Source organism: Pseudomonas sp. BN515, from assembly GCF_029873155.1.
GTDB lineage: Bacteria > Pseudomonadota > Gammaproteobacteria > Pseudomonadales > Pseudomonadaceae > Metapseudomonas.
Genome location: NZ_SSOH01000077.1, coordinates 37,371 through 61,607, shown reverse-complemented (window position 1 = coordinate 61,607; position 24,237 = coordinate 37,371). Strand labels below are relative to the sequence as shown.

At 62.3% G+C, this 24,237-nt stretch carries 25 protein-coding genes; 21 read left to right on the top strand and 4 right to left on the bottom strand.

Annotated features, from left to right (window positions below; all coding sequences use genetic code 11):
• Positions 1 to 42 precede the first annotated feature (42 nt).
• Positions 43 to 1,857, bottom strand: coding sequence for a DUF4105 domain-containing protein (locus E8E91_RS21370; protein WP_280378613.1), 1,815 nt, complete (start codon positions 1,855 to 1,857; stop codon positions 43 to 45).
• A gap of 203 nt (positions 1,858 to 2,060) precedes the next feature.
• On the opposite strand from E8E91_RS21370, the gene E8E91_RS21365 reads away from it, so the two are divergent.
• The 6 genes from E8E91_RS21365 (at position 2,061) to E8E91_RS21340 (ending at position 7,355) form a co-directional block, all read left to right on the top strand.
• On the top strand, positions 2,061 to 2,384 hold the full coding sequence (locus E8E91_RS21365; protein WP_280378598.1) for a TraR/DksA family transcriptional regulator: 324 nt from the start codon (positions 2,061 to 2,063) through the stop codon (positions 2,382 to 2,384).
• 88 nt (positions 2,385 to 2,472) lie between these two features.
• Positions 2,473 to 4,983, top strand: a complete 2,511-nt coding sequence (locus E8E91_RS21360) for an AAA family ATPase (RefSeq protein ID WP_280378596.1) — start codon at positions 2,473 to 2,475, stop codon at positions 4,981 to 4,983.
• Positions 4,984 to 5,195: 212 nt separating this feature from the next.
• The gene (locus tag E8E91_RS21355) at positions 5,196 to 5,537 is read left to right on the top strand and encodes a hypothetical protein (protein WP_190826960.1); all 342 of its coding nucleotides are present in this window, start codon (positions 5,196 to 5,198) and stop codon (positions 5,535 to 5,537) included.
• A 192-nt stretch (positions 5,538 to 5,729) separates the two neighbouring features.
• The gene (locus E8E91_RS21350; protein WP_151131826.1) at positions 5,730 to 6,224 is read left to right on the top strand and encodes a TIGR00645 family protein; all 495 of its coding nucleotides are present in this window, start codon (positions 5,730 to 5,732) and stop codon (positions 6,222 to 6,224) included.
• 124 nt (positions 6,225 to 6,348) lie between these two features.
• On the top strand, positions 6,349 to 6,654 hold the full coding sequence (locus E8E91_RS21345) for a DUF6482 family protein (protein ID WP_280378594.1): 306 nt from the start codon (positions 6,349 to 6,351) through the stop codon (positions 6,652 to 6,654).
• A gap of 83 nt (positions 6,655 to 6,737) precedes the next feature.
• Positions 6,738 to 7,355 carry an FKBP-type peptidyl-prolyl cis-trans isomerase gene (locus E8E91_RS21340; RefSeq protein ID WP_151131830.1) on the top strand — a complete coding sequence of 206 codons (618 nt, stop codon included), beginning with the start codon at positions 6,738 to 6,740 and terminating at the stop codon, positions 7,353 to 7,355.
• Between the two features lie 139 nt (positions 7,356 to 7,494).
• On the opposite strand, the gene E8E91_RS21335 is transcribed toward E8E91_RS21340, so the two are convergent.
• Together E8E91_RS21335 and E8E91_RS21330 are read right to left on the bottom strand one after the other, a co-directional pair.
• Positions 7,495 to 7,737, bottom strand: a complete 243-nt coding sequence (locus E8E91_RS21335; RefSeq protein ID WP_280366918.1) for a hypothetical protein — start codon at positions 7,735 to 7,737, stop codon at positions 7,495 to 7,497.
• A gap of 129 nt (positions 7,738 to 7,866) precedes the next feature.
• The gene (locus tag E8E91_RS21330; protein ID WP_280366920.1) at positions 7,867 to 8,835 is read right to left on the bottom strand and encodes a polyprenyl synthetase family protein; all 969 of its coding nucleotides are present in this window, start codon (positions 8,833 to 8,835) and stop codon (positions 7,867 to 7,869) included.
• A 245-nt stretch (positions 8,836 to 9,080) separates the two neighbouring features.
• On the opposite strand from E8E91_RS21330, the gene rplU reads away from it, so the two are divergent.
• From rplU to E8E91_RS21305, 5 genes are all read left to right on the top strand, one after another.
• Positions 9,081 to 9,392 carry a 50S ribosomal protein L21 gene (gene rplU / locus E8E91_RS21325; RefSeq protein WP_044872190.1) on the top strand — a complete coding sequence of 104 codons (312 nt, stop codon included), beginning with the start codon at positions 9,081 to 9,083 and terminating at the stop codon, positions 9,390 to 9,392.
• Positions 9,393 to 9,416: 24 nt separating this feature from the next.
• Positions 9,417 to 9,674: a 50S ribosomal protein L27 gene (rpmA, locus tag E8E91_RS21320; RefSeq protein WP_190826969.1), complete on the top strand. Its 258-nt coding sequence runs from the start codon at positions 9,417 to 9,419 to the stop codon at positions 9,672 to 9,674.
• A 140-nt stretch (positions 9,675 to 9,814) separates the two neighbouring features.
• Positions 9,815 to 11,032 carry an Obg family GTPase CgtA gene (gene cgtA / locus E8E91_RS21315; RefSeq protein ID WP_280366923.1) on the top strand — a complete coding sequence of 406 codons (1,218 nt, stop codon included), beginning with the start codon at positions 9,815 to 9,817 and terminating at the stop codon, positions 11,030 to 11,032.
• Positions 11,033 to 11,112: 80 nt separating this feature from the next.
• Positions 11,113 to 12,231, top strand: coding sequence for a glutamate 5-kinase (gene proB / locus E8E91_RS21310; protein WP_280366926.1), 1,119 nt, complete (start codon positions 11,113 to 11,115; stop codon positions 12,229 to 12,231).
• 15 nt (positions 12,232 to 12,246) lie between these two features.
• Positions 12,247 to 12,711 (top strand): CreA family protein, encoded by a 465-nt coding sequence (locus E8E91_RS21305; protein WP_280378592.1) that lies wholly within the window; start codon positions 12,247 to 12,249, stop codon positions 12,709 to 12,711.
• A 116-nt stretch (positions 12,712 to 12,827) separates the two neighbouring features.
• On the opposite strand, the gene rpsT is transcribed toward E8E91_RS21305, so the two are convergent.
• Positions 12,828 to 13,103 (bottom strand): 30S ribosomal protein S20, encoded by a 276-nt coding sequence (gene rpsT / locus E8E91_RS21300; RefSeq protein ID WP_069082204.1) that lies wholly within the window; start codon positions 13,101 to 13,103, stop codon positions 12,828 to 12,830.
• A gap of 217 nt (positions 13,104 to 13,320) precedes the next feature.
• Here rpsT and murJ point away from each other — a divergent pair, with 217 nt between their 5' ends.
• The 10 genes from murJ (at position 13,321) to E8E91_RS21250 (ending at position 24,220) form a co-directional block, all read left to right on the top strand.
• Entirely contained in the window at positions 13,321 to 14,856 is a 1,536-nt protein-coding gene (gene murJ, locus E8E91_RS21295; RefSeq protein WP_280378591.1) for a murein biosynthesis integral membrane protein MurJ, read from the top strand.
• A gap of 110 nt (positions 14,857 to 14,966) precedes the next feature.
• Complete coding sequence (gene ribF, locus E8E91_RS21290) at positions 14,967 to 15,905, top strand: bifunctional riboflavin kinase/FAD synthetase (RefSeq protein ID WP_190826979.1); 939 nt, start codon at positions 14,967 to 14,969, stop codon at positions 15,903 to 15,905.
• 15 nt (positions 15,906 to 15,920) lie between these two features.
• Entirely contained in the window at positions 15,921 to 18,755 is a 2,835-nt protein-coding gene (gene ileS, locus E8E91_RS21285; RefSeq protein ID WP_280378589.1) for an isoleucine--tRNA ligase, read from the top strand.
• Complete coding sequence (gene lspA / locus E8E91_RS21280) at positions 18,748 to 19,251, top strand: signal peptidase II (protein ID WP_280366935.1); 504 nt, start codon at positions 18,748 to 18,750, stop codon at positions 19,249 to 19,251. The genes ileS and lspA overlap by 8 nt, the downstream gene beginning before the upstream one ends.
• Positions 19,244 to 19,681: an FKBP-type peptidyl-prolyl cis-trans isomerase gene (gene fkpB / locus E8E91_RS21275; protein WP_280378587.1), complete on the top strand. Its 438-nt coding sequence runs from the start codon at positions 19,244 to 19,246 to the stop codon at positions 19,679 to 19,681. The genes lspA and fkpB overlap by 8 nt, the downstream gene beginning before the upstream one ends.
• 29 nt (positions 19,682 to 19,710) lie before the next feature.
• Positions 19,711 to 20,658 (top strand): 4-hydroxy-3-methylbut-2-enyl diphosphate reductase, encoded by a 948-nt coding sequence (gene ispH, locus E8E91_RS21270; protein ID WP_280378585.1) that lies wholly within the window; start codon positions 19,711 to 19,713, stop codon positions 20,656 to 20,658.
• Positions 20,659 to 21,676: 1,018 nt separating this feature from the next.
• Positions 21,677 to 22,060 (top strand): type IV pilin protein, encoded by a 384-nt coding sequence (locus E8E91_RS21265; RefSeq protein ID WP_280378612.1) that lies wholly within the window; start codon positions 21,677 to 21,679, stop codon positions 22,058 to 22,060.
• A 5-nt stretch (positions 22,061 to 22,065) separates the two neighbouring features.
• Positions 22,066 to 22,614, top strand: a complete 549-nt coding sequence (gene pilV, locus E8E91_RS21260; protein WP_280378583.1) for a type IV pilus modification protein PilV — start codon at positions 22,066 to 22,068, stop codon at positions 22,612 to 22,614.
• Positions 22,611 to 23,741, top strand: coding sequence for a PilW family protein (locus E8E91_RS21255; RefSeq protein WP_280378581.1), 1,131 nt, complete (start codon positions 22,611 to 22,613; stop codon positions 23,739 to 23,741). The genes pilV and E8E91_RS21255 overlap by 4 nt, the downstream gene beginning before the upstream one ends.
• On the top strand, positions 23,738 to 24,220 hold the full coding sequence (locus tag E8E91_RS21250) for a PilX N-terminal domain-containing pilus assembly protein (protein ID WP_280378580.1): 483 nt from the start codon (positions 23,738 to 23,740) through the stop codon (positions 24,218 to 24,220). The genes E8E91_RS21255 and E8E91_RS21250 overlap by 4 nt, the downstream gene beginning before the upstream one ends.
• Positions 24,221 to 24,237 lie beyond the last annotated feature (17 nt).

Genomic DNA, 24,237 nt, shown 5'->3' with positions numbered 1-24,237 from the left:
ATTCGCGAATGAATTCGCTCCTACAAGGTAAAGCTTGGCCACTCAATAGTGGTACCACTTCAGTTCCAGCATCACTTCGTTCACCGGGGCGGCGAGCTGGCTGAACTCCCGTTGTGCGGTCAGGCGCAGGCCGAGGTCGCGGGAGATTTCCCATTGCTGGTTGAGGGACAACCGGCGGCGGACTTCGCCGTTGTGGAAGTAGTCGCCTGCAGCTTCCAGGCTCGTGGTACCCAGCGGGTTGTGCCAGAGCAGGCCGGTGTTGAAGCCGGCAGCGGTGGCGACGAAGGGGGCGAAGTCTTCGTTGTGCTCGATGCGGGCGGTGGCCATGGCGAAGCCGAGGGCGTCCTCGCCGAGATTCCACGAGCCGCCGACGCCACCGTTGAGGTGGCTCACCAGGCGTTCGTCGCCATCTTCGCCCAGTACACGCTCCAGGCCGCCGGCAACCTGCCAGGAGAGGGGCTTGAGCAATTCACCGCGCGGGGTCAGGGAACGGATGGTGGCGAGGTCCAGGCGCTGCAGCTGCCAGTGGTTGTCCTCGTACTGGCGCAGCTTGAGCTGGAGGATCTCGATCTGCGCCCCCAGCGGGAAGCCGGACAGATTGTCGTTGAGATCGTGGTAGGCCATGCGCAGGCCGTACTCGGCGAAGGCGCGATCCTCGCGGGTGCCCGCGCCCAGTTGCCAGGTGCGCGATTCGTGGCCTTCCTCGGGCAGGCCAGGGCGCTCCACTTCCAGCTCCGGCGGCGGATTGCGATTGATGCTCTGCAACAGCTTGAAGCTGCGGGTGGCGATCTCGCGGGTGCGGTCTTCGCCGGTGGAGCGGTAGCGCACCAGGCGGAAGGCAGCGTCCTGGATCAGGGCGCGGCGTGGGGCGGGCAGGGCGAGGAACGCCGGGTCGTCGAGCAGTTTCTCGTCGTCGGCAAGCTGCAATACCCATTGCTGTTCGGCGTCGTCCAGCGGCTCGGCGCGGGCCAGCAGTTCCTTTTCCCGCGAGGGACGGTAGTCGATGGATTCCACCAGGCCGGCCTGCTTGATGGCGCGCACGGTGTCGGTGGGGATGGCGGTAATCGGGAACTGCTCGGTGAGTTCGATGCCGGGGCGTGCGATTTCCAGCAGCTCCAGCAGGCGGTAGGAGCAGTTCTCGTCGAAGAAGTAGTAGTCGAAGCGAATCTGCTTGAGTTCCCAGACGTGCTCGACCATGCGCCCGGTTTCCTCCGGGGTGAGGTTCAGGCGGTACTCCCAGAGGTCGCGGTTCTCCAGGCGGCTGTATTCCTTGAGCTTGTCGCGATAGGGCACCAGGGCGAACAGGCCGGGGTAGCCGCCCATCAGGCCCTTCCAGGCGTAGAGGATGCTGTTGTCCGCACCTTCGATGAAGGCGCCGAAGTTCAGCGCGTAGCTGAGCATCACCGTGTTGTTTTCGTGGATGTCCGGCTGGTCGATGCGCAGCAGGGTGTGGCCGAACATGGACGAGGGGCTGTTCAGGTAGGCGGCGGGGAAGACCAGCACCGTGCTGTGCGGGTTGACGTCGGCGTACCAGGTCTTGAATTCGCTGCAGTCCGGCTGCGGCAGGCCGCTGAGCTGGAGCTGCTCGCGCAACCAGCGGGTACGTGCCGGGTAGGTGCACTGCGGGTGCTTGTCGCCTTGACCTTCCGGGGCGTAGATCGCCTCCAGGGTGGCGCGCAGTTCGGCTTCCGGGTTGCTCGGCCCGTCCTCGGCGAGGAAGAAGTCGGGATCGTCCACGTAGCTGCGCCAGCCGCCCAGCTTGCCCGTCTCGTAATGCCCCAGGGCGATCCAGTAGGGATCGCTGGCCAGTGTCTGCAGGCGTTCAGCAGGGATTTGGGGAGTTGCGTGGGCGGTCATCCAGGTGCACAGGGCGAGGTACGGGAAAATCCGTTTCAAGGGCGCAGCTCTTCTTCATGAGAGGTTCGACGGGCGGAGCTTTGGGGAAGGCCAGGGCGGGTGTCAAGCAAGGTTAAGACGTGCATTTGCGCAAGTTTGCACGGGTGGGATGCAGGCTGCGTTACAGCGTCCACACTTAGAGTGAGAACTGGGGAGATTCCAGCATGACAGCAACCGACCCGAGGGCGGCTCTCGACGCCCTGATAGCGGAGTACACCGCCCGCGCCAACTCCATTCGTGAAGACCTGGCCAGCAGTCACTCGCCGGATTTCGCCGAGCAGGCGGGGGAGCGCGAGAACGATGAAGTGTTGACTGCCATCCTCGTCGAGACCGAGGCCGCCCTGCGCCGCGTGGGCATGGCCAAGCTGCGCCTGGCAGACGGAAGCTACGGCTATTGCCAGCGTTGCGGCGAGGCCATCGAGCCTGCGCGCCTGGCGATACTGCCTGCCGCCGAGTACTGCCTGGACTGTGCCGACCGGGAGCACTGACAACCCCTGGCGCAATGCCTTGCCAGTGATGTCAGGGCGGCGCCAGAATGCGGCCATCGCTTTCTTGCCGAGCCACTAAGGACACTCGATGTCTGACTCCTTCGCTGCCAGCCTGCGTCTGGCGCCCGATGCGCTGACCCGTCCGTTCGAGCCCCATCAGTTCAACTTCAAGAGTACCGAAGACCTGGAGCCCTTCCGGGGTGTACTCGGCCAGGAACGCGCGGTGGAGGCCCTGCAGTTCGGCGTGGCCATGCCGCGTCCGGGCTACAACGTCTATGTCATGGGGGAACCGGGCACTGGCCGCTTCTCCTTCGTCAAACGCTATCTCAAGGCCGAGGGCAAGCGCCTGCAAACCCCGGCGGACTGGCTCTACGTCAACCACTTCGAAGAGCCTCGCGAGCCGCGGGCCTTGCAGTTGCCGGCGGGCGAAGCGAGCGGGTTCGTCTGTGACATCGAGCATCTGGTGGATAACCTGCTGTCCACCTTCCCGGCGGTATTCGAGACCCCCACCTTCCAGCAGAAGAAGAGCGCCATCGATCGCGCCTTCAACCAGCGCTACGACCGTGCCCTGGATGTAATCGAGCGCGTCGCCCTGGAGAAGGACGTCGCCCTCTACCGCGACAGCGCAAACATTGCCTTCACCCCGATGAAAGATGGCAAGGCCCTGGACGAGGCGGACTTCGCCCAGTTGGACGAAGCCGAGCGCGAGCGCTTCCATGACGACATTTCCATGCTGGAGGAGCGCCTGAACGAGGAGCTGTCCAGCCTGCCGCAGTGGAAGCGCGAGTCCAGCAACCAGCTGCGCCAGCTCAACGAGGAAACCATCACCCAGGCCCTGCAGCCGCTGCTGTCGCCGCTTTCGGAGAAGTACGCGGAAAACGCCGGTGTGGTGGCCTATCTGCAGGCCATGCAGGTGAACCTGCTGAAAACGGTGGTGGACCAGCTACTGGACGACAAGCCGGACGCCCAGCGCCGTGAGATTCTGGAAGAGCAGTACTGCCCCAGCCTGGTCGTTGGCCATCACGCCAGCGGTGGCGCTCCCGTGGTGTTCGAGCCGCATCCCACCTACGACAACCTGTTCGGCCGTATCGAGTACGGCACCGACCAGGGCGCCCTCTACACCAGCTATCGCCAGTTGCGCCCAGGTGCGTTGCACCGGGCCAATGGCGGTTTCCTGATCCTGGAGGCGGAAAAACTACTAAGCGAGCCCTTTGTCTGGGATGCCCTGAAGCGTGCCCTGCAATCGCGCAAGCTGAAGATGGAGTCGCCTCTGGCGGAACTCGGCCGCCTGGCCACCGTCACCCTGACGCCGCAGGTGATCCCGCTGCAGGTCAAGGTGGTGATCATCGGTTCGCGCCAGCTCTACTACACACTCCAGGACCTGGATCCCGACTTCCAGGAGATGTTCCGCGTGCTGGTGGACTTCGACGAGGAAATCGCCCTGTCGGACGACAGCCTGGAGCAATTCGCCCAGTTGCTGAAGACCCGCACCTCCGAAGAGGGCATGGCGCCCCTCACTGCGGCCGCCGTGGCCCGCCTGGCGACCTACAGCGCACGCTTGGCCGAGCACCAGGGGCGTCTGTCGGCGCGAATCGGTGATCTGTTCCAACTGGTCAGCGAAGCGGACTTCATCCGTCAGCTGGCGAATGAGCCCCTGACTGACGCCGATCACATCGACCGCGCCCTCCGAGCCAAGGCCACCCGCACGGGCCGCGTATCCGCACGCATCCTCGACGACATGCTGGCGGGCGTCATCCTGATCGACACCGCTGGCGCCGCCGTGGGCAAGTGCAACGGCCTGACCGTGCTGGAAGTGGGCGACTCGGCCTTCGGCGTGCCGGCGCGGATATCCGCGACCGTCTATCCCGGTAGCTCGGGCATCGTCGACATCGAGCGCGAGGTCAACCTTGGCCAGCCGATCCACTCCAAGGGGGTGATGATCCTCACCGGTTACCTCGGCAGTCGATATGCCCAGGAATTCCCCCTGGAGATCTCCGCGAGCATCGCCCTGGAGCAGTCCTACGGCTACGTGGACGGCGACAGCGCCTCCCTCGGCGAGGCCTGCACCCTGATCTCGGCGCTGTCGCGCACCCCGCTCAAGCAATGCTTCGCCATCACCGGCTCGATCAACCAGTTCGGTGAGGTACAGGCAGTGGGAGGGGTCAACGAGAAGATCGAGGGCTTCTTCCGCCTGTGCGAGGCCCGCGGCCTGACCGGCGAACAGGGGGTGATCATCCCCCACGCCAACGTCACCACGCTGATGCTCGACGAGCGCGTGCTGGATGCGGTGCGCAAGGGGCGCTTCCATGTCTACGCAGTGCGCCAGGCCGACGAGGCTCTGAGCCTGCTGGTGGGCGAGCCGGCCGGTGTGCCTGACGAGAAGGGCCAGTTCCCCGAAGGCAGCGTCAACGCCCGTGTGGTCGCGCGCCTGCGGGAAATCGCCGAGATGGGGCTGGAAGAAGAGGAGAAAGCGGCGCCCACCCAGGAAATCGCCGAAGTGGTCGCCAAGGTTGCAGCGCCGCCCAAGCCGGCGCGCAAGGGGCCCAAGAAGGAACCCGGCAAGGCGCCGGCTCCGGACAAGACCCAGGGACCGTCCTGAACGATCCCCTGACCGGTCATGCCGGGGCGTGTTCCCGGCGTGGCTGGTCAGTCACCGAACAACGGTTAGGGAGGCACGCGCAATCGGCCTCCCTTCGCGTTTCCCTCACCCTGTTCACAGGGTTATCCACAGTTTGCGTGGATAAGCGTCGCGCTTTCGCAGGTCCAAACTCGGGTGTAGGCTGAAATCAGGCCCCTGCGAGGAAAGCCGCCATGACGCGCAACCTCTGCCTTACCCGCCAATGCCTGGGACTGGTGACTCGGATCGAGTGTGTGATCCGTCCGCTGGCGGGAGAGAATGGACTCTGGACGCTGCTCTGTGCGGCGGGAATGTCGGGGGAACAACCCTCGGCGATCAAAGCCCAGGGCCCATTCCACGGGCCTCTCGTGGCGGAATCGGTGCTCTCCGCGATTGCCGACTGCCTGGCGGAGCAGGGCTACACCGAAGCCCACGACCCGCCGATCTGGCGGCTGCACCTGCAAGGTGAGCTGCGACGCATCAACGGTACGCGCTGTCGAGGCCTGGGCGACTGCCAGTTCCGTCCCGAAAGCTGACGGGGTTGGTTGACCAGCTTTTGAGCAGCGGCTGCCCGTCAGCGCGGGGAGTGGCGTTCGCGCGACGTTCCAGTGCTCGTGCACAGACTTATCCACAGTGTTTGGGGATATTTCCTCCGGCGTGGCCATTATTTTTCTGTAGGAAACACCTCGTTATACTCGCGGCCGGTTTTTTACTGACTACGAGAAGCCATGGAACGCTTTCTAGAAAACTCGATGTACGCCGCGCGCTGGCTGCTGGCTCCGATCTACTTCGGCCTGTCCCTGGCCTTGCTGGCACTGACCCTTAAATTCTTCCAGGAGATCGTTCATATCCTGCCGCACGTCTTCGAGAAGACTGAGGCAGACCTGATCCTGGTGCTGCTCTCGCTGATCGACATGTCCCTGGTGGGCGGCCTGCTGGTGATGGTGATGATCTCTGGCTACGAGAACTTCGTTTCGCAACTGGACATCGACGACGACAAGGAGAAGCTGAGCTGGCTCGGCAAGATGGACTCCGGCTCGCTGAAGATGAAGGTGGCGGCCTCCATCGTGGCGATCTCCTCGATCCACCTGCTGCGTATTTTCATGGACGCGCAGAACATCGATAACGGCAAGATCATGTGGTACGTGGTCCTGCACATGACTTTCGTCATCTCGGCCTTCGCCATGGGCTACCTGGACAAGATGACCAAGCACGACCACTGATTCTCGCTTTACCTCCCTCCCAGGCCGCCCGTCCGCTGAAAAGCGGACGGGCGGTTGCGTTTCTGCCGTCTGCTGCCGGCCCTGTGCATTAGATTTGAGGTGTACAGCGCGCGAGGGCGAAGCCATGAAATTGCACGACCTCACCAGCCATGCCCGTGCCGGGCACGTCGAAGAAATCAACCTGATCTCCCTGGAAGGGGGTATCTATCTGCTGGAAGCACGGATCGACGGCCGTTCCCACCATCTGGACGATGGTCAAGGCCATGCCACGCACCTGCGCTCGGTTGAGCATGCACGGGAGGTGCTCCAAGAGTTCCCGGACCTGCCGTTCCACCTGGTGCACAACGTGGTGCATGACGAGATGTGCGGAATGGATGCTGATAGTCAGGACACCGTGAAGGTCCCGATCTCGACACGCGTTTCCCACTGAACGGGGAGCAGATCGGAGCCCGCGCCGGGGAGGGGAAGCTGTGCTAGTCTGGCCGGCCTTTTTACCCTGAGCGGAGCTCCGCGATGTCCCAACTCGACCTTTCCACCGACGAAACCCGCGTCAGCTATGGCATCGGCCGCCAGCTCGGCGACCAGATCCGTGACAATCCCCCGCCCGGTGTGAGCCTGGACGCCGTGATCGCTGGCCTCAGCGATGCCTTCCAGGGCCTGGAAAGCCGCGTCGATGGTGCTGCCCTGTCCGCCAGCTTCCGCGTGATTCGCGAGCGCATGCAGGCCGAAGCCCAGGCCAAGGCGGAAGCCGCCGCTGGCGCCGGTCGTGCCTACCTGGAAGAGAATGCCAAGCGCGAGGGCGTGACCGTCCTGGCGTCCGGCCTGCAGTACGAGGTGCTGGTAGCGGGCGAGGGCGCCAAGCCGTCGGCCGAGGACACCGTGCGCACCCATTACCACGGCACGCTGATCGACGGCACCGTGTTCGACAGCTCCTACGATCGTGGCCAGCCTGCCGAATTCCCGGTGGGCGGCGTGATCGCTGGTTGGGTGGAAGCCCTGCAACTGATGAACGCTGGCAGCAAGTGGCGTCTGCACGTGCCGAGCGAACTGGCCTACGGCGGTCAGGCTGTTGGCAGCATCCCGCCGCACAGCGTGCTGGTGTTCGACGTGGAGCTCCTGGACATCCTCTGATCCAGGTGACCCCTGGGCGTGCCGTCCCTGGCCCGCCCAGGAACCCGCGAGGGCGCCTTTGCCCTCGCTGCAAGCCGGCGCCCGGGCGCCGGCATTGCGGATGACGCGTCCTGGCGTCACCCAGATTCCCGAATCCCTTTCAGTGCACCTCGCCGTGGGGTCGCAGCGCCCTGGCGTAGCAGAACAGGAAGAGATTGCGCACCAGCTCCTTGAGTACCAGCGGTTCGCTGGAGTTCAGGCCGGCGAGGTCAAGGTCGCCCTGGTCGCGTAGTTCGTCGAGATCGTCTTCTTCCAGTACGGCGCAAACCTCACCGGTTTCCCGATGGAGTATCCGCAGGTAGGGGTGGGGGCGATCCAGCCAGGCATCGATCAGGTAGGTCATGGCTCATCTCCTTGAAAAGCGTTGAGGTGAGAATAATTCCTATTATCGAAATGGCAAGTGCCAATCGATACCTTTCGTCGAGACAGAAAAAAGCCCGTCACCAGGACGGGCTTTTCAGCGGATCGGGACTCAGTGGGTCCGCGCGACGGCGAATTCGGTGAGCTCGATCAGGGCGTCGCGGTAGGCGTTGGACGGCAGCGTGTCCAGGCAGGCGATGGCACGGGCGGCGTAATCGCGGGCCAGACGGGCGGTGTAGTCCAGGGCGCCGGCGGCTTCGACTGCGGCGCGAATGCCTTCCAGGTCCTGGCTGCCGCCTTGCTGGATGGCCTTGCGCACGAGGCTGGCCTGCTCCGGCGTGCCGTCGCGCATGGCAGCGATCAGCGGCAGGGTGGGCTTGCCTTCGGCCAGGTCGTCACCGACGTTCTTGCCGAGGGTGGCGGCATCGCCACGGTAGTCGAGCAGGTCATCCACCAGTTGGAAGGCGATGCCCAGGGCGTCGCCGAACTGGCGCAGGGCTTCGGCCTGTTCGGCGCTGGCGCCGGCCAGCATCGCTGCGCTGTGGGTGGAGGCTTCGAAGAGCATCGCGGTCTTGCCGCGGATGACTTCCATGTAGGTTTCTTCGGTGGTGCTGGCGTCACGGATCTTGGACAGCTGCAGCACTTCGCCTTCGGCGATGACCCGGGTGGCCTGGGAGATGATGCGCATGACCGGCATGGAGCCGAGTTCCACCATCATTTCGAAGGAGCGGGCATAGAGGAAGTCGCCCACCAGCACGCTCGGCGCGTTGCCCCACAGGGCATTGGCGGTGGAGCGGCCGCGGCGCAGTCCAGAGGCGTCCACCACGTCGTCGTGGAGCAGGGTGGAGGTGTGCAGGAATTCGATGGTGGCGGCCAGCAGGCGCAGTTGGTCGCCGCCGAAGCCCAGGGCATTGCCGCTCAGCAGGACCAGGAGCGGGCGCAGGCGCTTGCCGCCAGCGGAGACGATGTAATCACCGATCTTTTCCACCAGAGGAACGCGGGAGGTCAACTGCCGGCGAATGATGTCGTCGACTGCGGTAAAATCGTCCGCCACCACGCGGTAGAAAGCCTGGGGTTGCATCAGCCAGAAGTGCTCCTATTGGGATGCGCGGCATGCTAGGGACCGGGCCGGGGACTGTCAAGGCGAGCGCTGGCGGTGCTTGCGCGGCAATCGCTGCTTGCGTACAATCGCGGCCCCTGAACTTTCCTTGGGCATTTTCCTGCCTTACGCAATTGCACGGGCGTCAATTCCGGCCCCATGCAGCCATGCCGACCCATACCTCTTCTTATAAAGCGTCGGGTGAGCAGGTTTAACGGAGAAAATCCATGTACGCAGTTATCGTTACCGGCGGCAAGCAATACAAAGTCGCTGAAGGTGAATTCCTGAAAGTCGAGAAGCTCGAAGTCGCCACCGGCGAATCCGTGACTTTCGACCGCGTCCTGCTGATCGGCAATGGCGAAGACGTGAAAATCGGTGCTCCGGTTGTAGATGGCGCCAAAGTAGTCGCTGAAGTGGTCTCCCAAGGCCGTCACGACAAAGTGCGCATCATCAAGTTCCGCCGTCGTAAGCACCACATGAAGCGCCAGGGCCACCGCCAGTGGTTCACTGAAATCAAGATCACCGGCATCCAGGCCTAATTTCCTTTTTGGAGGATTTGACTCATGGCACACAAAAAAGCTGGCGGTTCTACCCGCAACGGCCGCGACTCAGAAAGTAAACGCCTTGGCGTGAAGCTTTACGGCGGCCAGGCTGTCAAAGCCGGCAACATCATCGTGCGTCAGCGCGGTACCAAGTTCCACGCCGGCGTCGGCGTAGGCCTGGGCAAGGATCACACCCTGTTCGCGAAAGTGGACGGCGTGATCAAGTTCGAGGTCAAAGGTGCTTTCAACCGCAAGTACGTAAGCATCGTCGCTGCCTGATAGCGACCTCGCTGGAAGAGCCCCGTCTTGCGACGGGGCTTTTTTGTTTCTGCTCCACGGAAACTCTGCATCGAGCGGGGTTCCCTGTATCCTATGTGCTTTGTTTCACTCAACCCGTCCCCGTGGCGGGAGGCGTCCTGATGAAATTCGTCGATGAAGTATCGATCTTTGTAAAAGCGGGCGACGGCGGCAATGGCCTGATGAGTTTCCGTCGCGAAAAATTCATTGAAAAGGGCGGCCCCAACGGTGGTGACGGGGGCGATGGCGGCTCCGTGTTCATGGAGGCCGATCCGAACCTCAATACCCTGGTGGACTACCGCTACACCCGTCGCTTCGACGCTCAGCGCGGCGAGAACGGCGGCAGCAAGGACTGCACCGGGCGCAAGGGTGATGACCTGGTCCTGCCGGTGCCTGTGGGCACCACCATCATCGATGCGGCCACCCAGGAAATCATCGGCGACCTGACCAAGCCTGGTCAGCGCCTGCTGGTGGCTCAGGGTGGCTGGCACGGCCTGGGTAACACTCGTTTCAAGTCCAGTACCAACCGCGCACCGCGTCAGACCACCAAGGGCAAGCCGGGCGAGTCCCGCGACCTCAAGCTGGAGCTGAAGGTGCTGGCTGACGTTGGTCTGCTGGGTCTGCCAAATGCTGGCAAGAGCACCTTCATTCGTGCGGTGTCCGCCGCCAAGCCGAAGGTCGCCGACTATCCCTTCACCACTCTGGTGCCAAACCTGGGTGTGGTCAGCGTGGGTCGCTTCAAGTCCTTCGTCGTGGCCGACATTCCCGGTCTGATCGAGGGTGCCGCCGAAGGTGCTGGCCTGGGCATTCGTTTCCTCAAGCACCTGGCGCGTACCCGCCTGCTGCTGCACATCGTCGACATGGCACCGCTGGATGAAAGTGATCCGGCCGAAGCTGCTGCGACCATCATCGAAGAGCTTGCTCGCTTCAGCCCTGCACTGACCGAGCGTGATCGCTGGCTGGTGCTGAACAAGGCGGACCAGCTTCTCGATGAGGATCGTGATGCGCGCTTGAAGGCTGTGCTGGAGCGTCTGGGCTGGGATGGTCCGGTGTTCGTGATTTCCGCCCTGGAGCGCGAAGGTACCGAAGCGCTTTCCCAGGAGATCATGCGTTACCTCGACGAGCGCACACTGCGCATGGAAGAGGAGCCGGATTACGCCGAGCAGCTCGCTGAGCTGGATCAGCGCATCGAAGACGAAGCGCGTGCCCGTCTGCAGGCCATGGACGACCAGCGCGCCCTGCGCCGTGCCGGCCTGAAGAATGCCGGTGTCGACGATGACGACGATTTCGATGACGACGAGGATGACGGCGACGGGCCGGAAATCTTCTACGTACCCTGAGCCCAGCGCCACCCGGCGTTGTGGAGTGTTCGCATGGCCGCGCGCCTTGCCGCGCGGCCTTCTAGCTAAGGTTGGACGATATGCGGGACAAGGTGACTGGCGCGCAGCGCTGGGTGGTGAAGATCGGAAGTGCATTGCTCACGGCTGATGGTCGTGGGCTGGATCGTTCGGCCATGGCGGTTTGGGTCGAGCAGATGGTGGCCCTGCGCGATGCGGGCGTGGAGCTTGTGCTGGTGTCCTCTGGCGCTGTAGCGGCCGGCATGAGTCGCCTGGGTTGGCATAGCCGCCCGAGTGCCGTGCATGAGCTGCAGGCTGCCGCCTCGGTGGGGCAGATGGGGTTGGTCCAAGCCTGGGAATCCAGTTTTGCCGAGCATGGCCGCCACACGGCGCAGATCCTGCTCACCCATGACGACCTGTCGGATCGCAAGCGCTACCTGAACGCCCGCAGCACCCTGCGCACGCTGGTGGAGTTGGGGGCAATCCCGGTAATCAACGAAAACGACACTGTGGTCACCGATGAGATTCGTTTCGGCGACAACGACACCTTGGCGGCGCTCGTGGCCAACCTGGTGGAGGCTGACCTGCTGGTGATCCTCACCGACCGTGACGGCATGTTCGACGCCGATCCGCGTCACAACCCTGATGCCCAATTGATCTTCGAAGCCCGTGCCGATGATCCGGCTCTGGATGCCGTGGCTGGCGGAACCGGTGGCGCCTTGGGGCGCGGTGGCATGCAGACCAAGCTGCGGGCGGCTCGCTTGGCGGCGCGCTCCGGTGCTCATACGGTGATCGTTGGTGGTCGCATCGAGCGAGTGCTGGATCGCCTCAAGGCTGGCGAGCGCCTGGGTACGCTGCTGGCACCTGAGCGCGGCATGCTGGCGGCGCGCAAGCAATGGCTGGCGGGGCATCTGCAGACTCGCGGCACCCTGGTGCTCGATGCGGGTGCAGTCAAGGCGCTGCGCGAAGACCGCAAGAGCCTGTTGCCGGTGGGTGTGAAGGCTGTCCAGGGCAGTTTCCGTCGCGGCGAGATGGTGGTCTGCGTCGGGCCTGATGGTTCGGAAATCGCTCGTGGCCTGGCCAACTACAGCGCCCTCGAAGCGCAGAAGATCATTGGCCAGTCCTCTGATCTCATCGAAAAGCTGCTGGGCTATGTCGACGAGCCGGAACTGGTGCATCGCGACAACCTGGTCCTGGTCTGAGGCGTGGAGGAAGGGATGCGACTGATCAAAGGAATGGCAGCGGCCTTGCTCGCGATGCCGCTGCTGGTTGGTGCTGAAGAAATTGGTTCGGTGTCGACGGTGTTCAAGTGGGTCGGTCCGAACGACAAGATCATGGTAGAGGCGTTCGACGATCCCAAGGTGGAGGGTGTGACCTGCTACCTGTCCCGGGCCAAGACTGGCGGTGTGAAAGGTGGTCTGGGGCTGGCAGAGGATCGTGCCGAGGCGTCCATCGCCTGTCGCCAGGTCGGGCCTATCCGCTTCAATGGTGAGCTCAAGGATGGCGAGGAGGTGTTCAAGGAGCGCACTTCGCTGGTGTTCAAGAGCATGCAGGTGGTGCGCTTCTTCGATCGCAAGCGCAATACCCTGGTTTATCTGGTCTACAGCGACCGCGTGATTGAGGGCAGTCCGCAGAATGCGGTCACGGCGATTCCGATCCTGCCATGGCCAAGCAGGCCCTGAGATAGCTGGAAAGAGCCCGGATGATCCGGGCTTTTTCATGGGTGTTCAGATCGTTTTCAAAGAATCCAGGCAATAAAAAACCGGCCAGAAGGCCGGTTTTTTACAAGAACTCAAGCTTAGGCAGCAGCTTGACCGAGCGCCTTGATATGGGCGTTCAGGCGGCTCTTGTGACGAGCGGCTTTGTTCTTGTGGATGATGCCTTTGTCAGCCATGCGGTCGATCACCGGAACAGCAGCGGTGAAAGCGGCCTGGGCCTTCGGCAGGTCCTTGGCGTCGATAGCCTTGACCACGTTCTTGATGTAGGTACGGACCATGGAGCGCAGGCTGGCGTTATGGCTACGACGCTTCTCAGCCTGTTTGGCGCGTTTTTTGGCAGAAGGTGTGTTGGCCACCGTCAAGCTCCTCGAAACTGGGGGATTGAATCAAATTAAGGCCGCGAATCATGCCCACGCGCTTTGGCCTTGTCAAGGGCGATCAGGTGAGTGGGGCGACGAGCGTAAGCTTTTCTTCCGGATGATTTTATCCTGCCCGGACTCTACACTCGGCAGCCTTGACCGTCCCCGGCAGCGCTGCCCGGCGGAAGGCGCACTTTCTCTCCGGACCCCCTGAATGAATCTGCTCAAGTCGCTGGCGGCTGTCAGCTCCATCACCATGCTTTCCCGCGTCCTGGGCTTTGTACGCGACACCATCGTCGCGCGTTTCTTCGGTGCCGGCATGGCGACCGACGCCTTCTTCGTCGCATTCAAGCTGCCGAACCTGCTGCGCCGGATCTTCGCCGAGGGTGCGTTCTCCCAGGCCTTCGTGCCCATCCTCGCCGAGTACAAGACCCAGCAGGGCGAGGAGGCGACCCGCACGTTCATCGCCTATATCTCTGGCTTGCTGACCCTGGTCCTGGCGCTGGTGACCCTGGTGGGGATCCTGGCGGCGCCCTGGGTGATCTGGGTGACCGCGCCGGGTTTCGCCGATACTCCTGAGAAGTTCGCCCTGACCACCGATCTACTGCGGGTCACCTTCCCCTATATCTTCCTGATTTCGCTGTCTTCCCTGGCCGGTGCCATCCTCAATACCTGGAACCGCTTTTCGGTGCCGGCCTTCGTGCCGACCTTGCTGAACGTCAGCATGATTGTCTTCGCGCTGTTCCTGATTCCCTATTTCGACCCACCCATCATGGCCCTCGGCTGGGCCGTGCTGGTCGGTGGCCTGGCGCAGCTGCTCTACCAGCTTCCGGCGCTGAAGCGCATTGGGATGCTGGTACTGCCACGGCTGAACCTGCGTGACACCGGTGTCTGGCGTGTGCTCAAGCAGATGGGGCCCGCGATCTTCGGGGTGTCCGTGGGGCAGATCTCGCTGATCATCAACACCATCTTCGCCTCGTTCCTGGCGGCCGGTTCCGTGTCCTGGATGTACTACGCCGACCGCCTGATGGAGTTGCCGTCCGGCGTGCTGGGCGTGGCCCTGGGCACCATCCTGCTGCCCTCCCTGGCCAAGACCTATGCCAGTGATGATCGCCATGCCTACTCGCAGTTGCTCGACTGGGGCCTGCGCCTGTGTTTCCTGCTGGTGCTGCCTTGCACTCTGGCGCTGGCCCTGTTGGCCGAGCCGCTGACGGTGGCGCTGTTCCAGTACGGCAAGTTCACCGCTAACGACGCCCTGATGACCCAGCGTGCGCTGATCGCCTACGCCGTGGGGCTGCTCGGGATCATTCTGGTGAAGGTTCTGGCGCCCGGTTTCTATGCGCGGCAGAACATCCGCACGCCGGTGAAGATCGCCGTTTTCACACTGGTGGCGACCCAGTTGATGAACCTCGCCTTCGTCTTCCCCTTGAAACATGCCGGTCTGGCCCTGGCCATCAGCCTGGCGGCGTGCATGAACGCCGGGCTGCTCTACTGGCAGTTGCGCAAGCAGCGTCTGTTCCAGCCGCAGCCCGGCTGGGGCCGTTTCCTCGCCAAGCTGGTGCTGGCCGTGCTGGTGATGTGCGCGGTGCTATTGGGCGTTATGCGCCTGCTGCCGGCCTGGGAGCTGGGCGGCATGTTCGAGCGTCTGCTGCGCCTTGGCGTGCTCGTCGGGGCGGGTGTGATTGCCTATTTCGGCATGCTGGCCCTGCTGGGCTTCAGGCTTCGCGACTTCGCCCGGCGAGCCGTGTGAATCGCTGAGTCGCGACTCGTCGCCACTTGTCGCGCTGGCGGGCCTATAGCGCCTGTTGTCCAGCGCCGGCTGTGCGTATAATCGACCACTTTGTGAACAAGACTTGTGCTATGCAGCTGGTTCAAGGCCTCCACAACCTGCGGCCCCAACATAGGGGCTGTGTCGCCACTATCGGCAATTTCGACGGCGTGCACCGCGGCCATCAGGCCATTCTCAAGCGGTTGCGCGAGCGTGCGGCTGAGCTGGGTTTGCCCACCTGTGTGGTGATTTTCGAACCGCAACCGCGCGAATTCTTCGGCCCGGATACCGCACCGGTGCGCCTGACCCGTCTGCGCGACAAGCTCGAGTTGCTGGCGCGCGAAGGCGTGGACCGGGTGCTGTGCCTTGCGTTCAACCGCCGCCTGCGTGAGCTCAGCGCCGCCGAGTTCGTCCATGCGGTCCTGGTCGAGGGGCTGGGTGCCAGGCATCTGGAGATTGGTGACGATTTCCGCTTCGGTTGCGACCGCGCCGGTGATTTCGAATTCCTGCAGCAGGCTGGCGCGGCGGAGGGCTTCAGCGTCGAAGCCGCGGCCACCGTGGAGCTGGATGGCCTGCGGGTCAGCAGCACCCGCGTCCGTCAGGCGCTTGCCGAGGGTGATTTCGCCCTGGCCGAACGCCTGCTTGGGCGCCCGTTCACCATTACCGGCCGGGTGCTGCATGGGCAGAAGCTCGGTCGGCAATTGGGCACTCCGACCGCCAACGTGCAACTCAAGCGCCGCCGGGTGCCGCTCAATGGTGTGTTCCTGGTCAGTGTGGAGCTGGATGGCCGGCAGTTGCCCGGTGTTGCCAACATCGGCGTGCGCCCGAGCGTGAAGGGTGACGGGCGCGCCCACCTGGAGGTCCACCTGCTGGACTACGCCGGCGATCTCTATGACCGGCGGATCAGCGTGACCTTCCATCACAAGCTGCGTGATGAGCAGCGTTTTGCCTCCCTGGAGGCGTTGAAGTCGGCGATCGATGCGGATGTCGCTGCCGCCCGTGCCTATTGGCAGGGTACTCAATCAAATTGAAGAGCCTGGACTGAAATGACCGATTACAAAGCGACCCTGAACCTGCCCGAGACGGCATTCCCGATGAAGGCCGGTCTGCCCCAGCGCGAGCCGGAACTGCTGCAGAGCTGGAACAGCATCGACCTGTACGGCAAGCTGCGGCAGATCGGCGAAGGTCGCCCGAAGTTCGTCCTGCACGATGGCCCGCCCTACGCCAACGGCAGCATTCACATCGGTCACGCGGTCAACAAGATCCTCAAGGACATCATCGTCCGCTCCAAGACCCTGTCGGGCTATGACGCCCCCTATGTGCCGGGCTGGGACTGCCACGGCCTGCCGATCGAGCACAAGGTCGAGACCACCCATGGCAAGAACCTGCCCGCGGACAAAACCCGCGAGCTGTGCCGTGCCTATGCCGCCGAGCAGATCGAAGGCCAGAAGGCCGACTTCATCCGCCTGGGCGTGCTGGGTGACTGGGACAACCCCTACAAGACGATGGCCTTCGCCAACGAGGCCGGCGAGATTCGTGCCCTGGCCGAAATGGTCAAGCAGGGCTTCGTGTTCAAGGGCTTGAAACCGGTTAACTGGTGCTTCGATTGCGGCTCGGCCCTGGCTGAAGCCGAAGTCGAGTACGCCGACAAGAAGTCCGACGCCATCGACGTGGCCTTCCCGGTCGAAGACGTCGACAAGCTGGCTGCCGCTTTCGGCCTGCCGAGCCTGGCCAAGCCCGCTGCCATCGTCATCTGGACCACCACTCCCTGGACCATCCCGGCCAACCAGGCGCTGAACGTCCACCCCGAATTCAACTACGCGCTGGTGGATACCGGCGCGCGCCTGCTGGTGCTGGCCGAAGAGCTGGTGGAATCCTGCCTTTCGCGCTACGGCCTGGACGGTCAAGTCATCGCCACCGCCAAAGGCGAGGCGCTGGACCTGATCCGCTTCCGCCACCCCTTCTACGAGCGCCTGTCGCCCGTCTACCTGGCCGAATACGTCGAGCTGGGTGCCGGTACCGGCATCGTCCACTCCGCGCCAGCCTACGGTGAGGACGACTTCCGTACCTGCAAACAGCACGGCATGAGCAATGACGACATCCTGAGCCCCGTTCAGAGCAACGGCGTGTATGTGCAGGACCTGCCGTTCTTCGGCGGCCAGTTCATCTGGAAGGCCAACCCGGCCATCGTCGCCAAGCTGGAAGAAGTAGGCGCGCTGCTCAAGCACGAGGCGATCAACCACAGCTACATGCACTGCTGGCGCCACAAGACTCCGCTGATCTACCGCGCCACTGCACAGTGGTTCGTCGGCATGGATAAACAGCCGGAGCAGGGCTCCACGCTGCGCGAGCGCGCCCTGTCCGCCATCGACAAGACCGAGTTCGTTCCCGCCTGGGGCCAGGCGCGCCTGCACGGCATGATCGCCGGTCGCCCGGACTGGTGCATCTCCCGCCAGCGCAACTGGGGCGTACCGATCCCGTTCTTCCTGCACAAGGCCACCGGTGAACTGCACCCGCGCACCGTCGAGCTGATGGAGCAGGTGGCCCAGCGTGTCGAGCAGGAAGGCATCGAGGCCTGGTTCAAGCTGGACGCCGCCGAGCTGCTCGGCGACGAAGCCGGCCAGTACGACAAGATCAGCGACACCCTGGACGTGTGGTTCGACTCCGGTACCACTCACTGGCACGTGCTGCGCGGCTCCCATGCCGAGCTGGGCCATGCCAGCGGTCCGGCGGCCGACCTGTACCTGGAAGGCTCCGACCAGCACCGTGGCTGGTTCCACTCATCCTTGCTGACCGGCTGCGCCATCGATGGCCACGCGCCGTACCGCCAGCTGCTGACCCACGGCTTCACCGTGGACGAGAGCGGTCGCAAGATGTCCAAGTCCCTGGGCAACGTGATCGCTCCGCAGCAAGTTACCGACAGCCTGGGTGCCGACATCCTGCGCCTGTGGGTATCGGCTACCGACTACTCCGGCGAAATGGCCGTTTCCCAGCAGATTCTCCAGCGCAGCGCCGATGCCTACCGCCGCATCCGCAACACCGCGCGCTTCCTGCTGGCCAACCTGAATGGCTTTGACCCGGTCAAGGACCTGCTGCCCGCCGAGGACATGCTGGCCCTGGATCGCTGGGCTGTGGACCGCGCCCTGCTGCTGCAGCGCGAACTGGAAGAAGCCTACGGTGAGTACCGTTTCTGGAACGTCTACTCGAAAGTGCACAACTTCTGCGTGCAGGAGCTGGGCGGCTTCTACCTCGACATCATCAAGGACCGTCAGTACACCACCTCCGCCGACAGCGTGGCGCGCCGTTCCTGCCAGACCGCGCTGTTCCATATCGCCGAGGCGCTGGTGCGCTGGGTCGCGCCGATCCTGGCCTTTACCGCCGACGAGATCTGGCAGTACCTGCCGGGCGAGCGCAATGAGTCGGTGATGCTGAACACCTGGTACCAGGGTTTGAGCGAGCTGCCGGAAGGCTTCGAGCTGGGCCGCGAGTTCTGGGAACAGGTCATGGCGGTCAAGGCTTCGGTCAACAAGGAGCTGGAAAACCTGCGCAGCAACAAGGCCATCGGCGGCAACCTGCAGGCCGAAGTGACTCTGTTCGCCGAAGACGCCCTGGCTGCGGGCCTGGCCAAGCTGGGCGATGAGCTGCGCTTCGTGCTGATCACCTCGGCCGCCGACGTCCAGCCGCTGGCCAGCGCTCCGGCCGACGCCGTGGAGACCGAGGTCGCCGGCCTCAAGCTGAAGATTCACAAGTCCGCCCACACCAAGTGCGGCCGTTGCTGGCACCACCGCGCCGACGTTGGCCAATTCGTGAAGCACCCGGACCTGTGTGGTCGTTGCGTAGAAAACATCGATGGTGCCGGTGAGGTTCGACACTATGCCTAAGGCATATGGCCGTCTCGGCTGGCTCTGGCTGACTGGCCTCGTGTTCGTGCTGGACCAGGCGACCAAATGGTTCTTCGAGAGTGAACTCAACCTCTACCAGCAGATCGTGGTCATCCCTGACTATTTCAGCTGGACCCTGGCCTACAACACCGGCGCGGCCTTCAGCTTCCTGGCCGACAGTTCGGGCTGGCAGCGTTGGCTGTTCGCCCTGATCGCCCTGGTGGTCAGCGGTGTACTGGTGGTGTGGCTGAAGCGCCTGAAGCCCGAGGAAACCTGGCTGGCCATTGCGCTGGCCCTGGTCCTGGGCGGTGCCCTCGGCAACCTCTACGACCGCGTGGTGCTTGGCCATGTGGTCGATTTCATCCTGGTGCATTGGCAGAACCGCTGGTACTTCCCGGCGTTCAACCTGGCCGATAGCGCCATCACCGTCGGCGCCGTGATGCTGGCGCTGGATATGTTCAAAGCGAAGAAGTCCGGAGAACCTGCCCATGACTGAACATCGCATAGGGCCGGACATGGAAGTCACCCTGCATTTCGCCATCAAGCTGGATAACGGCGACGTGGTGGACAGCACCTTCGAGAAGAACCCGGCCACTTTCAAAGTGGGCGACGGCAACCTGCTCCCAGGCTTCGAAAGCGTGCTGTTCGGCCTCAAGAGTGGTGACAAGCGGGTCCTGGCCGTCGAACCTGAGCAGGCCTTCGGCCAGCCCAATCCGCAGAACGTGCAGGTGATGCCCCGCGGCAACTTCCAGGACATGGAACTCTCCGAAGGCCTGCTGATCATCTTCAATGACGCGGCCAACGCCGAACTGCCTGGCGTGGTGAAGTTGGTCGACGACACCCATGTGACCGTCGACTTCAACCACCCGCTGGCGGGCAAGCCGCTCTCCTTCGAGGTGGAGATCTTGTCGGTCAAGCCGGCCTGATCTTCACTCGTTCGGACGAGGTAACCACCATGCAAATCAAACTCGCCAACCCTCGCGGCTTCTGCGCCGGCGTCGATCGCGCCATCGAGATCGTCAACCGTGCCCTCGAGGTGTTCGGTCCGCCGATCTACGTGCGCCACGAAGTGGTACACAACAAGTTCGTGGTCGAAGACCTGCGCGCTCGCGGAGCCGTGTTCGTCGAAGAACTCGACCAGGTGCCGGACAACGTGATCGTCATCTTCAGCGCCCACGGCGTATCCCAGGCCGTGCGCCAGGAAGCCGCTCGTCGCGGCCTCAAGGTGTTCGACGCCACCTGCCCGCTGGTGACCAAGGTGCATATGGAAGTCGCGCGCTACAGCCGCGATGGCCGCGAATGCATCCTCATCGGCCACGCCGGCCACCCGGAAGTGGAAGGCACCATGGGTCAGTATGACGTCAGCAACGGCGGCGCCATCTACCTGGTGGAGGACGAGGCGGACGTCGAGCGGCTGCAGGTGCGCAATGCCGATGCCCTGTCGTTCGTCACCCAGACCACTCTGTCCATGGACGACACCAGCCGCGTCATCGATGCGCTGCGCGCCAAGTTCCCCAACATCGGCGGTCCGCGCAAGGACGACATCTGCTACGCCACCCAGAATCGCCAGGATGCGGTGAAGCAGCTTGCCCACGAAAGTGATGTGGTGCTGGTAGTCGGTAGCCCGAACAGCTCCAACTCCAATCGCCTGCGCGAGCTGGCCGAGCGCATGGACACCCCGGCCTACCTGATCGACGGTGCCGAAGACCTCAAACGCGAATGGTTCGAGAACGTGAAACGCGTCGGCATCACCGCCGGCGCTTCTGCCCCCGAAGTGCTGGTGCAAGGTGTGATCAATCAGCTCCGGGAGTGGGGCGCCGAAGTCGCCGTCGAGCTGGATGGTCGACCGGAGAACGTGACCTTCTCCATGCCGAAGGAATTGCGGGTGGTCAACGTCGGGTAGGGCTCGCGACCAAAGCCTGGCCAAAAATGCCTGCGAACTTCATGCGATTTCATTCGCGGGCATAGTGGTGTTTCAGCAAGGGCCCGGCGGTTGCTTGGCCCTGCGTACTCTTCCCACTGCGTTGATCACCAACTTCCTGACATGCGACTTGCGATCGGTATGGCAGAGTGCGAGCGTCCCGGCCTGAAAAGCACCTCCCAGCATGGTTGCCCTGCCTGTCGGTGTGTAACGGATGTAGCGCTTGACGGGCGAGTTACCCTTGATGACGACTCCCACCGGTCGCGGACCGACTTGCCTGATTAATACGTCGCTTTCGTCCCATCGCCCATTTCCATTCTGATCGGCATAGACCCACCAGCCGGTCGACCAGTCTCCGTCCTGGTTGTCCACGAGGACGGCAACCTTCCGGAAGACAGACTCCTGCCGTGCAAGGGCGAGGCTTGAAGACAGAACCTGACTGGCTGCAGTCAGCTGTTGCGCCCTTATGAATTGAGTAAGCGACGGTGTCCCAAGGCCAATGCAAATGGCCAGGAGCGTGACGGCTACCAATAGCTCGATCAGGGTGAAACCGCGAGTATTCCCGGTCATGGCATCCTTGCCTTGATTGAAAGATCAACGGGATTTGCCTGTCATCCTTGGCCTTTGCCCGCTCGTCGCCGCTAAAAGGACCTGAATGAGAACTGACCGTTAAGCTTCTGGAAATGAAAGAATTTCTCAAGGTCGCCTGTTCCTGGAAGCCGCAAAGAAAACTCTTGAAATTGGCGGCAGATCACTCTGCGTCGTACAGGAATGACGCATCCTGTATGTACGAATTCACTGGGACACGCGTGGAGGGCCCGTTTACGCTGCCTTTGGTTGTAAGGCGAAAGCGTGAAGTGAACTGAGGTGAAGGTCGGATGAAGTTGCGACAGGAGTCGGAGGATGCAAAATGGCCGTAACTGAAGGATTTCCAATTGAACTTGGAATCAAGAAGTCAAATCAGGCATTCCTCCGGTCGTCAAACCAAGAAGGTGACTCAGTGGGCAGAACAAAGCAGCGTGGTTTTACCCTCATCGAGCTTATGATCGTCGTCGCAATAGTTGCCATTCTGGCTGCAATTGCCTATCCCAGTTACCAGCAATATGTCATTCGCGGTAATCGTGCAGCCGCGCAGGCGCAGATGATGGATATTGCGAATCGCCAGCAGCAATACCTTCTGGCCAATCGCACATACGCGACCAAGGCGCAGCTGGGTTATAGCCTGGAAAGTGATCTGGTCGGCAGGTACACCGATAGCATTACGCTTGGCACCGGAACTGTTCCCAGCTTCACCATCACCTTCACCGCCACCGGTGCACAAGCGAGCGACGGTAACCTGACGCTCGATAGTGCAGGGGCCAAGACTCCTCCCGGGAAATGGTAGGTGCCATGAGCGTTCCATCTCAATCGAGCCTTCAGCGCGGTATGACGTTGATCGAGGTGCTGGTAACCATCCTTATTCTTTCGGTCGGGCTGCTCGGCATGGCGGCACTGCAGGCGCGTCTGCAGCAGTCCGAAATGGAGGCGTACCAACGTTCTCAGGCCCTGCTGCTTCTGAACGATATGGCGAATCGGCTCACCATTAGTCGCAATAATGTCGCCGCCTTGGTAACCGGTACCACGAGTCTGGGGGCCAATACCGCGTCATGCGCCTCTCTCGGGAATACCAACAAGGTGGAATGGTGCTCTGCCTTGCAAGGGGCGGGCGAGGTGCAGGGCAGCAGCAAGCTTGGCGCTATGATCGGCGGGAGGGGGTGTGTCGAGTCCCTGGGCGGAGGTGAATATCTGGTAACCGTTGCCTGGCAAGGATTGGGGCCGCTGTCAGCACCACCTGCAAGTGTTGCTTGTGGGAAAAATCAATATGACGGCGGTTCAGGTTGCACTGACGACATGTGCCGCCGGGTTGTGACCACCATCGTGCGAATTGCGAATTTATGAAAATGAATGGAGTTGTACCGGGCTCCTCGAGCGGCCAGTGCAGCAGTTCGAGCAGCCAATCAGGGTTCAGCCTGGTTGAGTTGATGGTGGCGGTGACAGTCAGCCTGCTGATGATGGCGGCCATTCTCAAACTCTTCGTCGATGTCGCACGGACGAATACGGAGATGGAGAAGACCAACGCCCAGATCGAGAACGGACGTTTTGCCATCCAGCTGATTGCCGAGGACCTGGTTCATGGCGGATTCTGGAATGGTTATATCCCGCAGTTCGATGATCTGACCTCGACGGCGGTACCCGCCGACCTTCCGGATGCGGTCCCCGAGCCTTGCCTTGCCTATTCATCCTGGGGTGCCGCTTACAAGAAGAGGATCCTGGGCATATCGCTACAGACGTATGATGCGGTTCCAACGGGTTGTTCCGCCGTGGTGCAGAACAAGAAAGACGGTACCGATGTCGTGGTAGTTCGTCGTGTGGAGAACTGCGTTCCCGGTACCGCGAACTGTGAAGCTGAAGATGCTGCCAAGGTTTATTTTCAGTTTTCCCGGTGTTCCACTGAGTCGCCGTATGCCTATGTGCTGAGCAAGTCCGGCTTCACTCTTCAGAAAAGAAACTGTCTTTCTACTGCGTTGGCGGAGAAGCGCAAGTATGTCTCGAACATATATTTTGTTCGGGATGATAATACGTTGATGCGGGCGGAGTTTACTGATGGTGGCGGCAGTGGCTGGAACGTACAGCCAATCGTAGACGGGGTTGAAGGTCTGGTTGTCGAGTTGGGTGTGGACAGCCTTAGCGATAGTGGTGCCGCCATCAATTACGCGCAGGCCGTTACCTGGGCCAATCCGTTGAACAAGGTGTCTCCCACCAATCGGGGGGACGGTGTTCCGGACGGGAGTTTCATCCGTTGCACGACAGCATCTCCCTGTGGTGTGAATGAGTTGGTCAATATCGTAGCTGCTCGTATTTACGTGTTGGTCCGGAGCACCGAGGCTTCACTTGGTCACTCTGACAGCAAGACCTATAAATTGGGTTCGACTGATGTTGGACCCTTCAATGATGGCTTCAAACGCCATGTTTACACCACCACAGTTCGTTTGAACAACGTTGCAGGGCGGAGGGAGACTCCGTGAACAGGATCAGATTAAAAGGCGGGGAGCAGGGGGCAGCACTTGTGGTCGGGCTGATCATGCTGTTGCTGCTGACAATGCTGGTCTCGAGTGCATTTACCATGAGTTCGGTAAGTCTCAAGTCCGTTGGCAATATGCAGGTCCGTGAGGAGGCACTCGCGGCTGCCAATACGGCGATTGAATTGGTCGTGAGCACTGACTTTACTGCAGCCCCCACGCAAACGCGTTCCAACGTTGATATTGATAACGATGGAACCGTGGATTACGTGGTCGATATTGCTCCGCCCGAATGTATCCAGGCGTCGGTGGCACAAGTGGTCGCGCCAAGTAGTGAAAACCTGACCATGTCGAGCAGTACCTGGAATACCGTGTGGAGCGTCGACGCCACGGTTTCTGACGATAAGACCGGCGGGACCGTGAAGGTCCGTTCCGGCGTTCGCGTGCTGCTGACTGATGCGAAGAAGAATGCAATTTGTCCGTGAGATTTGCACTGATTGGA

Bases quoted from the DNA above. Each gene is read 5' to 3' on its own strand.
- proB (WP_280366926.1), top strand. From the start codon at position 11,113: ATGCGGGACAAGGTGACTGGCGCGCAGCGCTGGGTGGTGAAGATCGGA.
- ileS (WP_280378589.1), top strand. From the start codon at position 15,921: ATGACCGATTACAAAGCGACCCTGAACCTGCCCGAGACGGCATTCCCG.
- E8E91_RS21355 (WP_190826960.1), top strand. From the start codon at position 5,196: ATGACGCGCAACCTCTGCCTTACCCGCCAATGCCTGGGACTGGTGACT.
- rpmA (WP_190826969.1), top strand. From the start codon at position 9,417: ATGGCACACAAAAAAGCTGGCGGTTCTACCCGCAACGGCCGCGACTCA.
- E8E91_RS21340 (WP_151131830.1), top strand. From the start codon at position 6,738: ATGTCCCAACTCGACCTTTCCACCGACGAAACCCGCGTCAGCTATGGC.
- ispH (WP_280378585.1), top strand. From the start codon at position 19,711: ATGCAAATCAAACTCGCCAACCCTCGCGGCTTCTGCGCCGGCGTCGAT.
- E8E91_RS21365 (WP_280378598.1), top strand. From the start codon at position 2,061: ATGACAGCAACCGACCCGAGGGCGGCTCTCGACGCCCTGATAGCGGAG.
- E8E91_RS21345 (WP_280378594.1), top strand. From the start codon at position 6,349: ATGAAATTGCACGACCTCACCAGCCATGCCCGTGCCGGGCACGTCGAA.
- pilV (WP_280378583.1), top strand. From the start codon at position 22,066: ATGAGCGTTCCATCTCAATCGAGCCTTCAGCGCGGTATGACGTTGATC.
- murJ (WP_280378591.1), top strand. From the start codon at position 13,321: ATGAATCTGCTCAAGTCGCTGGCGGCTGTCAGCTCCATCACCATGCTT.
- E8E91_RS21335 (WP_280366918.1), bottom strand. From the start codon at position 7,737: ATGACCTACCTGATCGATGCCTGGCTGGATCGCCCCCACCCCTACCTG.
- E8E91_RS21350 (WP_151131826.1), top strand. From the start codon at position 5,730: ATGGAACGCTTTCTAGAAAACTCGATGTACGCCGCGCGCTGGCTGCTG.
- E8E91_RS21360 (WP_280378596.1), top strand. From the start codon at position 2,473: ATGTCTGACTCCTTCGCTGCCAGCCTGCGTCTGGCGCCCGATGCGCTG.
- E8E91_RS21255 (WP_280378581.1), top strand. From the start codon at position 22,611: ATGAAAATGAATGGAGTTGTACCGGGCTCCTCGAGCGGCCAGTGCAGC.
- lspA (WP_280366935.1), top strand. From the start codon at position 18,748: ATGCCTAAGGCATATGGCCGTCTCGGCTGGCTCTGGCTGACTGGCCTC.
- cgtA (WP_280366923.1), top strand. From the start codon at position 9,815: ATGAAATTCGTCGATGAAGTATCGATCTTTGTAAAAGCGGGCGACGGC.
- E8E91_RS21330 (WP_280366920.1), bottom strand. From the start codon at position 8,835: ATGCAACCCCAGGCTTTCTACCGCGTGGTGGCGGACGATTTTACCGCA.
- ribF (WP_190826979.1), top strand. From the start codon at position 14,967: ATGCAGCTGGTTCAAGGCCTCCACAACCTGCGGCCCCAACATAGGGGC.
- fkpB (WP_280378587.1), top strand. From the start codon at position 19,244: ATGACTGAACATCGCATAGGGCCGGACATGGAAGTCACCCTGCATTTC.
- E8E91_RS21370 (WP_280378613.1), bottom strand. From the start codon at position 1,857: ATGACCGCCCACGCAACTCCCCAAATCCCTGCTGAACGCCTGCAGACA.
- E8E91_RS21305 (WP_280378592.1), top strand. From the start codon at position 12,247: ATGCGACTGATCAAAGGAATGGCAGCGGCCTTGCTCGCGATGCCGCTG.
- rplU (WP_044872190.1), top strand. From the start codon at position 9,081: ATGTACGCAGTTATCGTTACCGGCGGCAAGCAATACAAAGTCGCTGAA.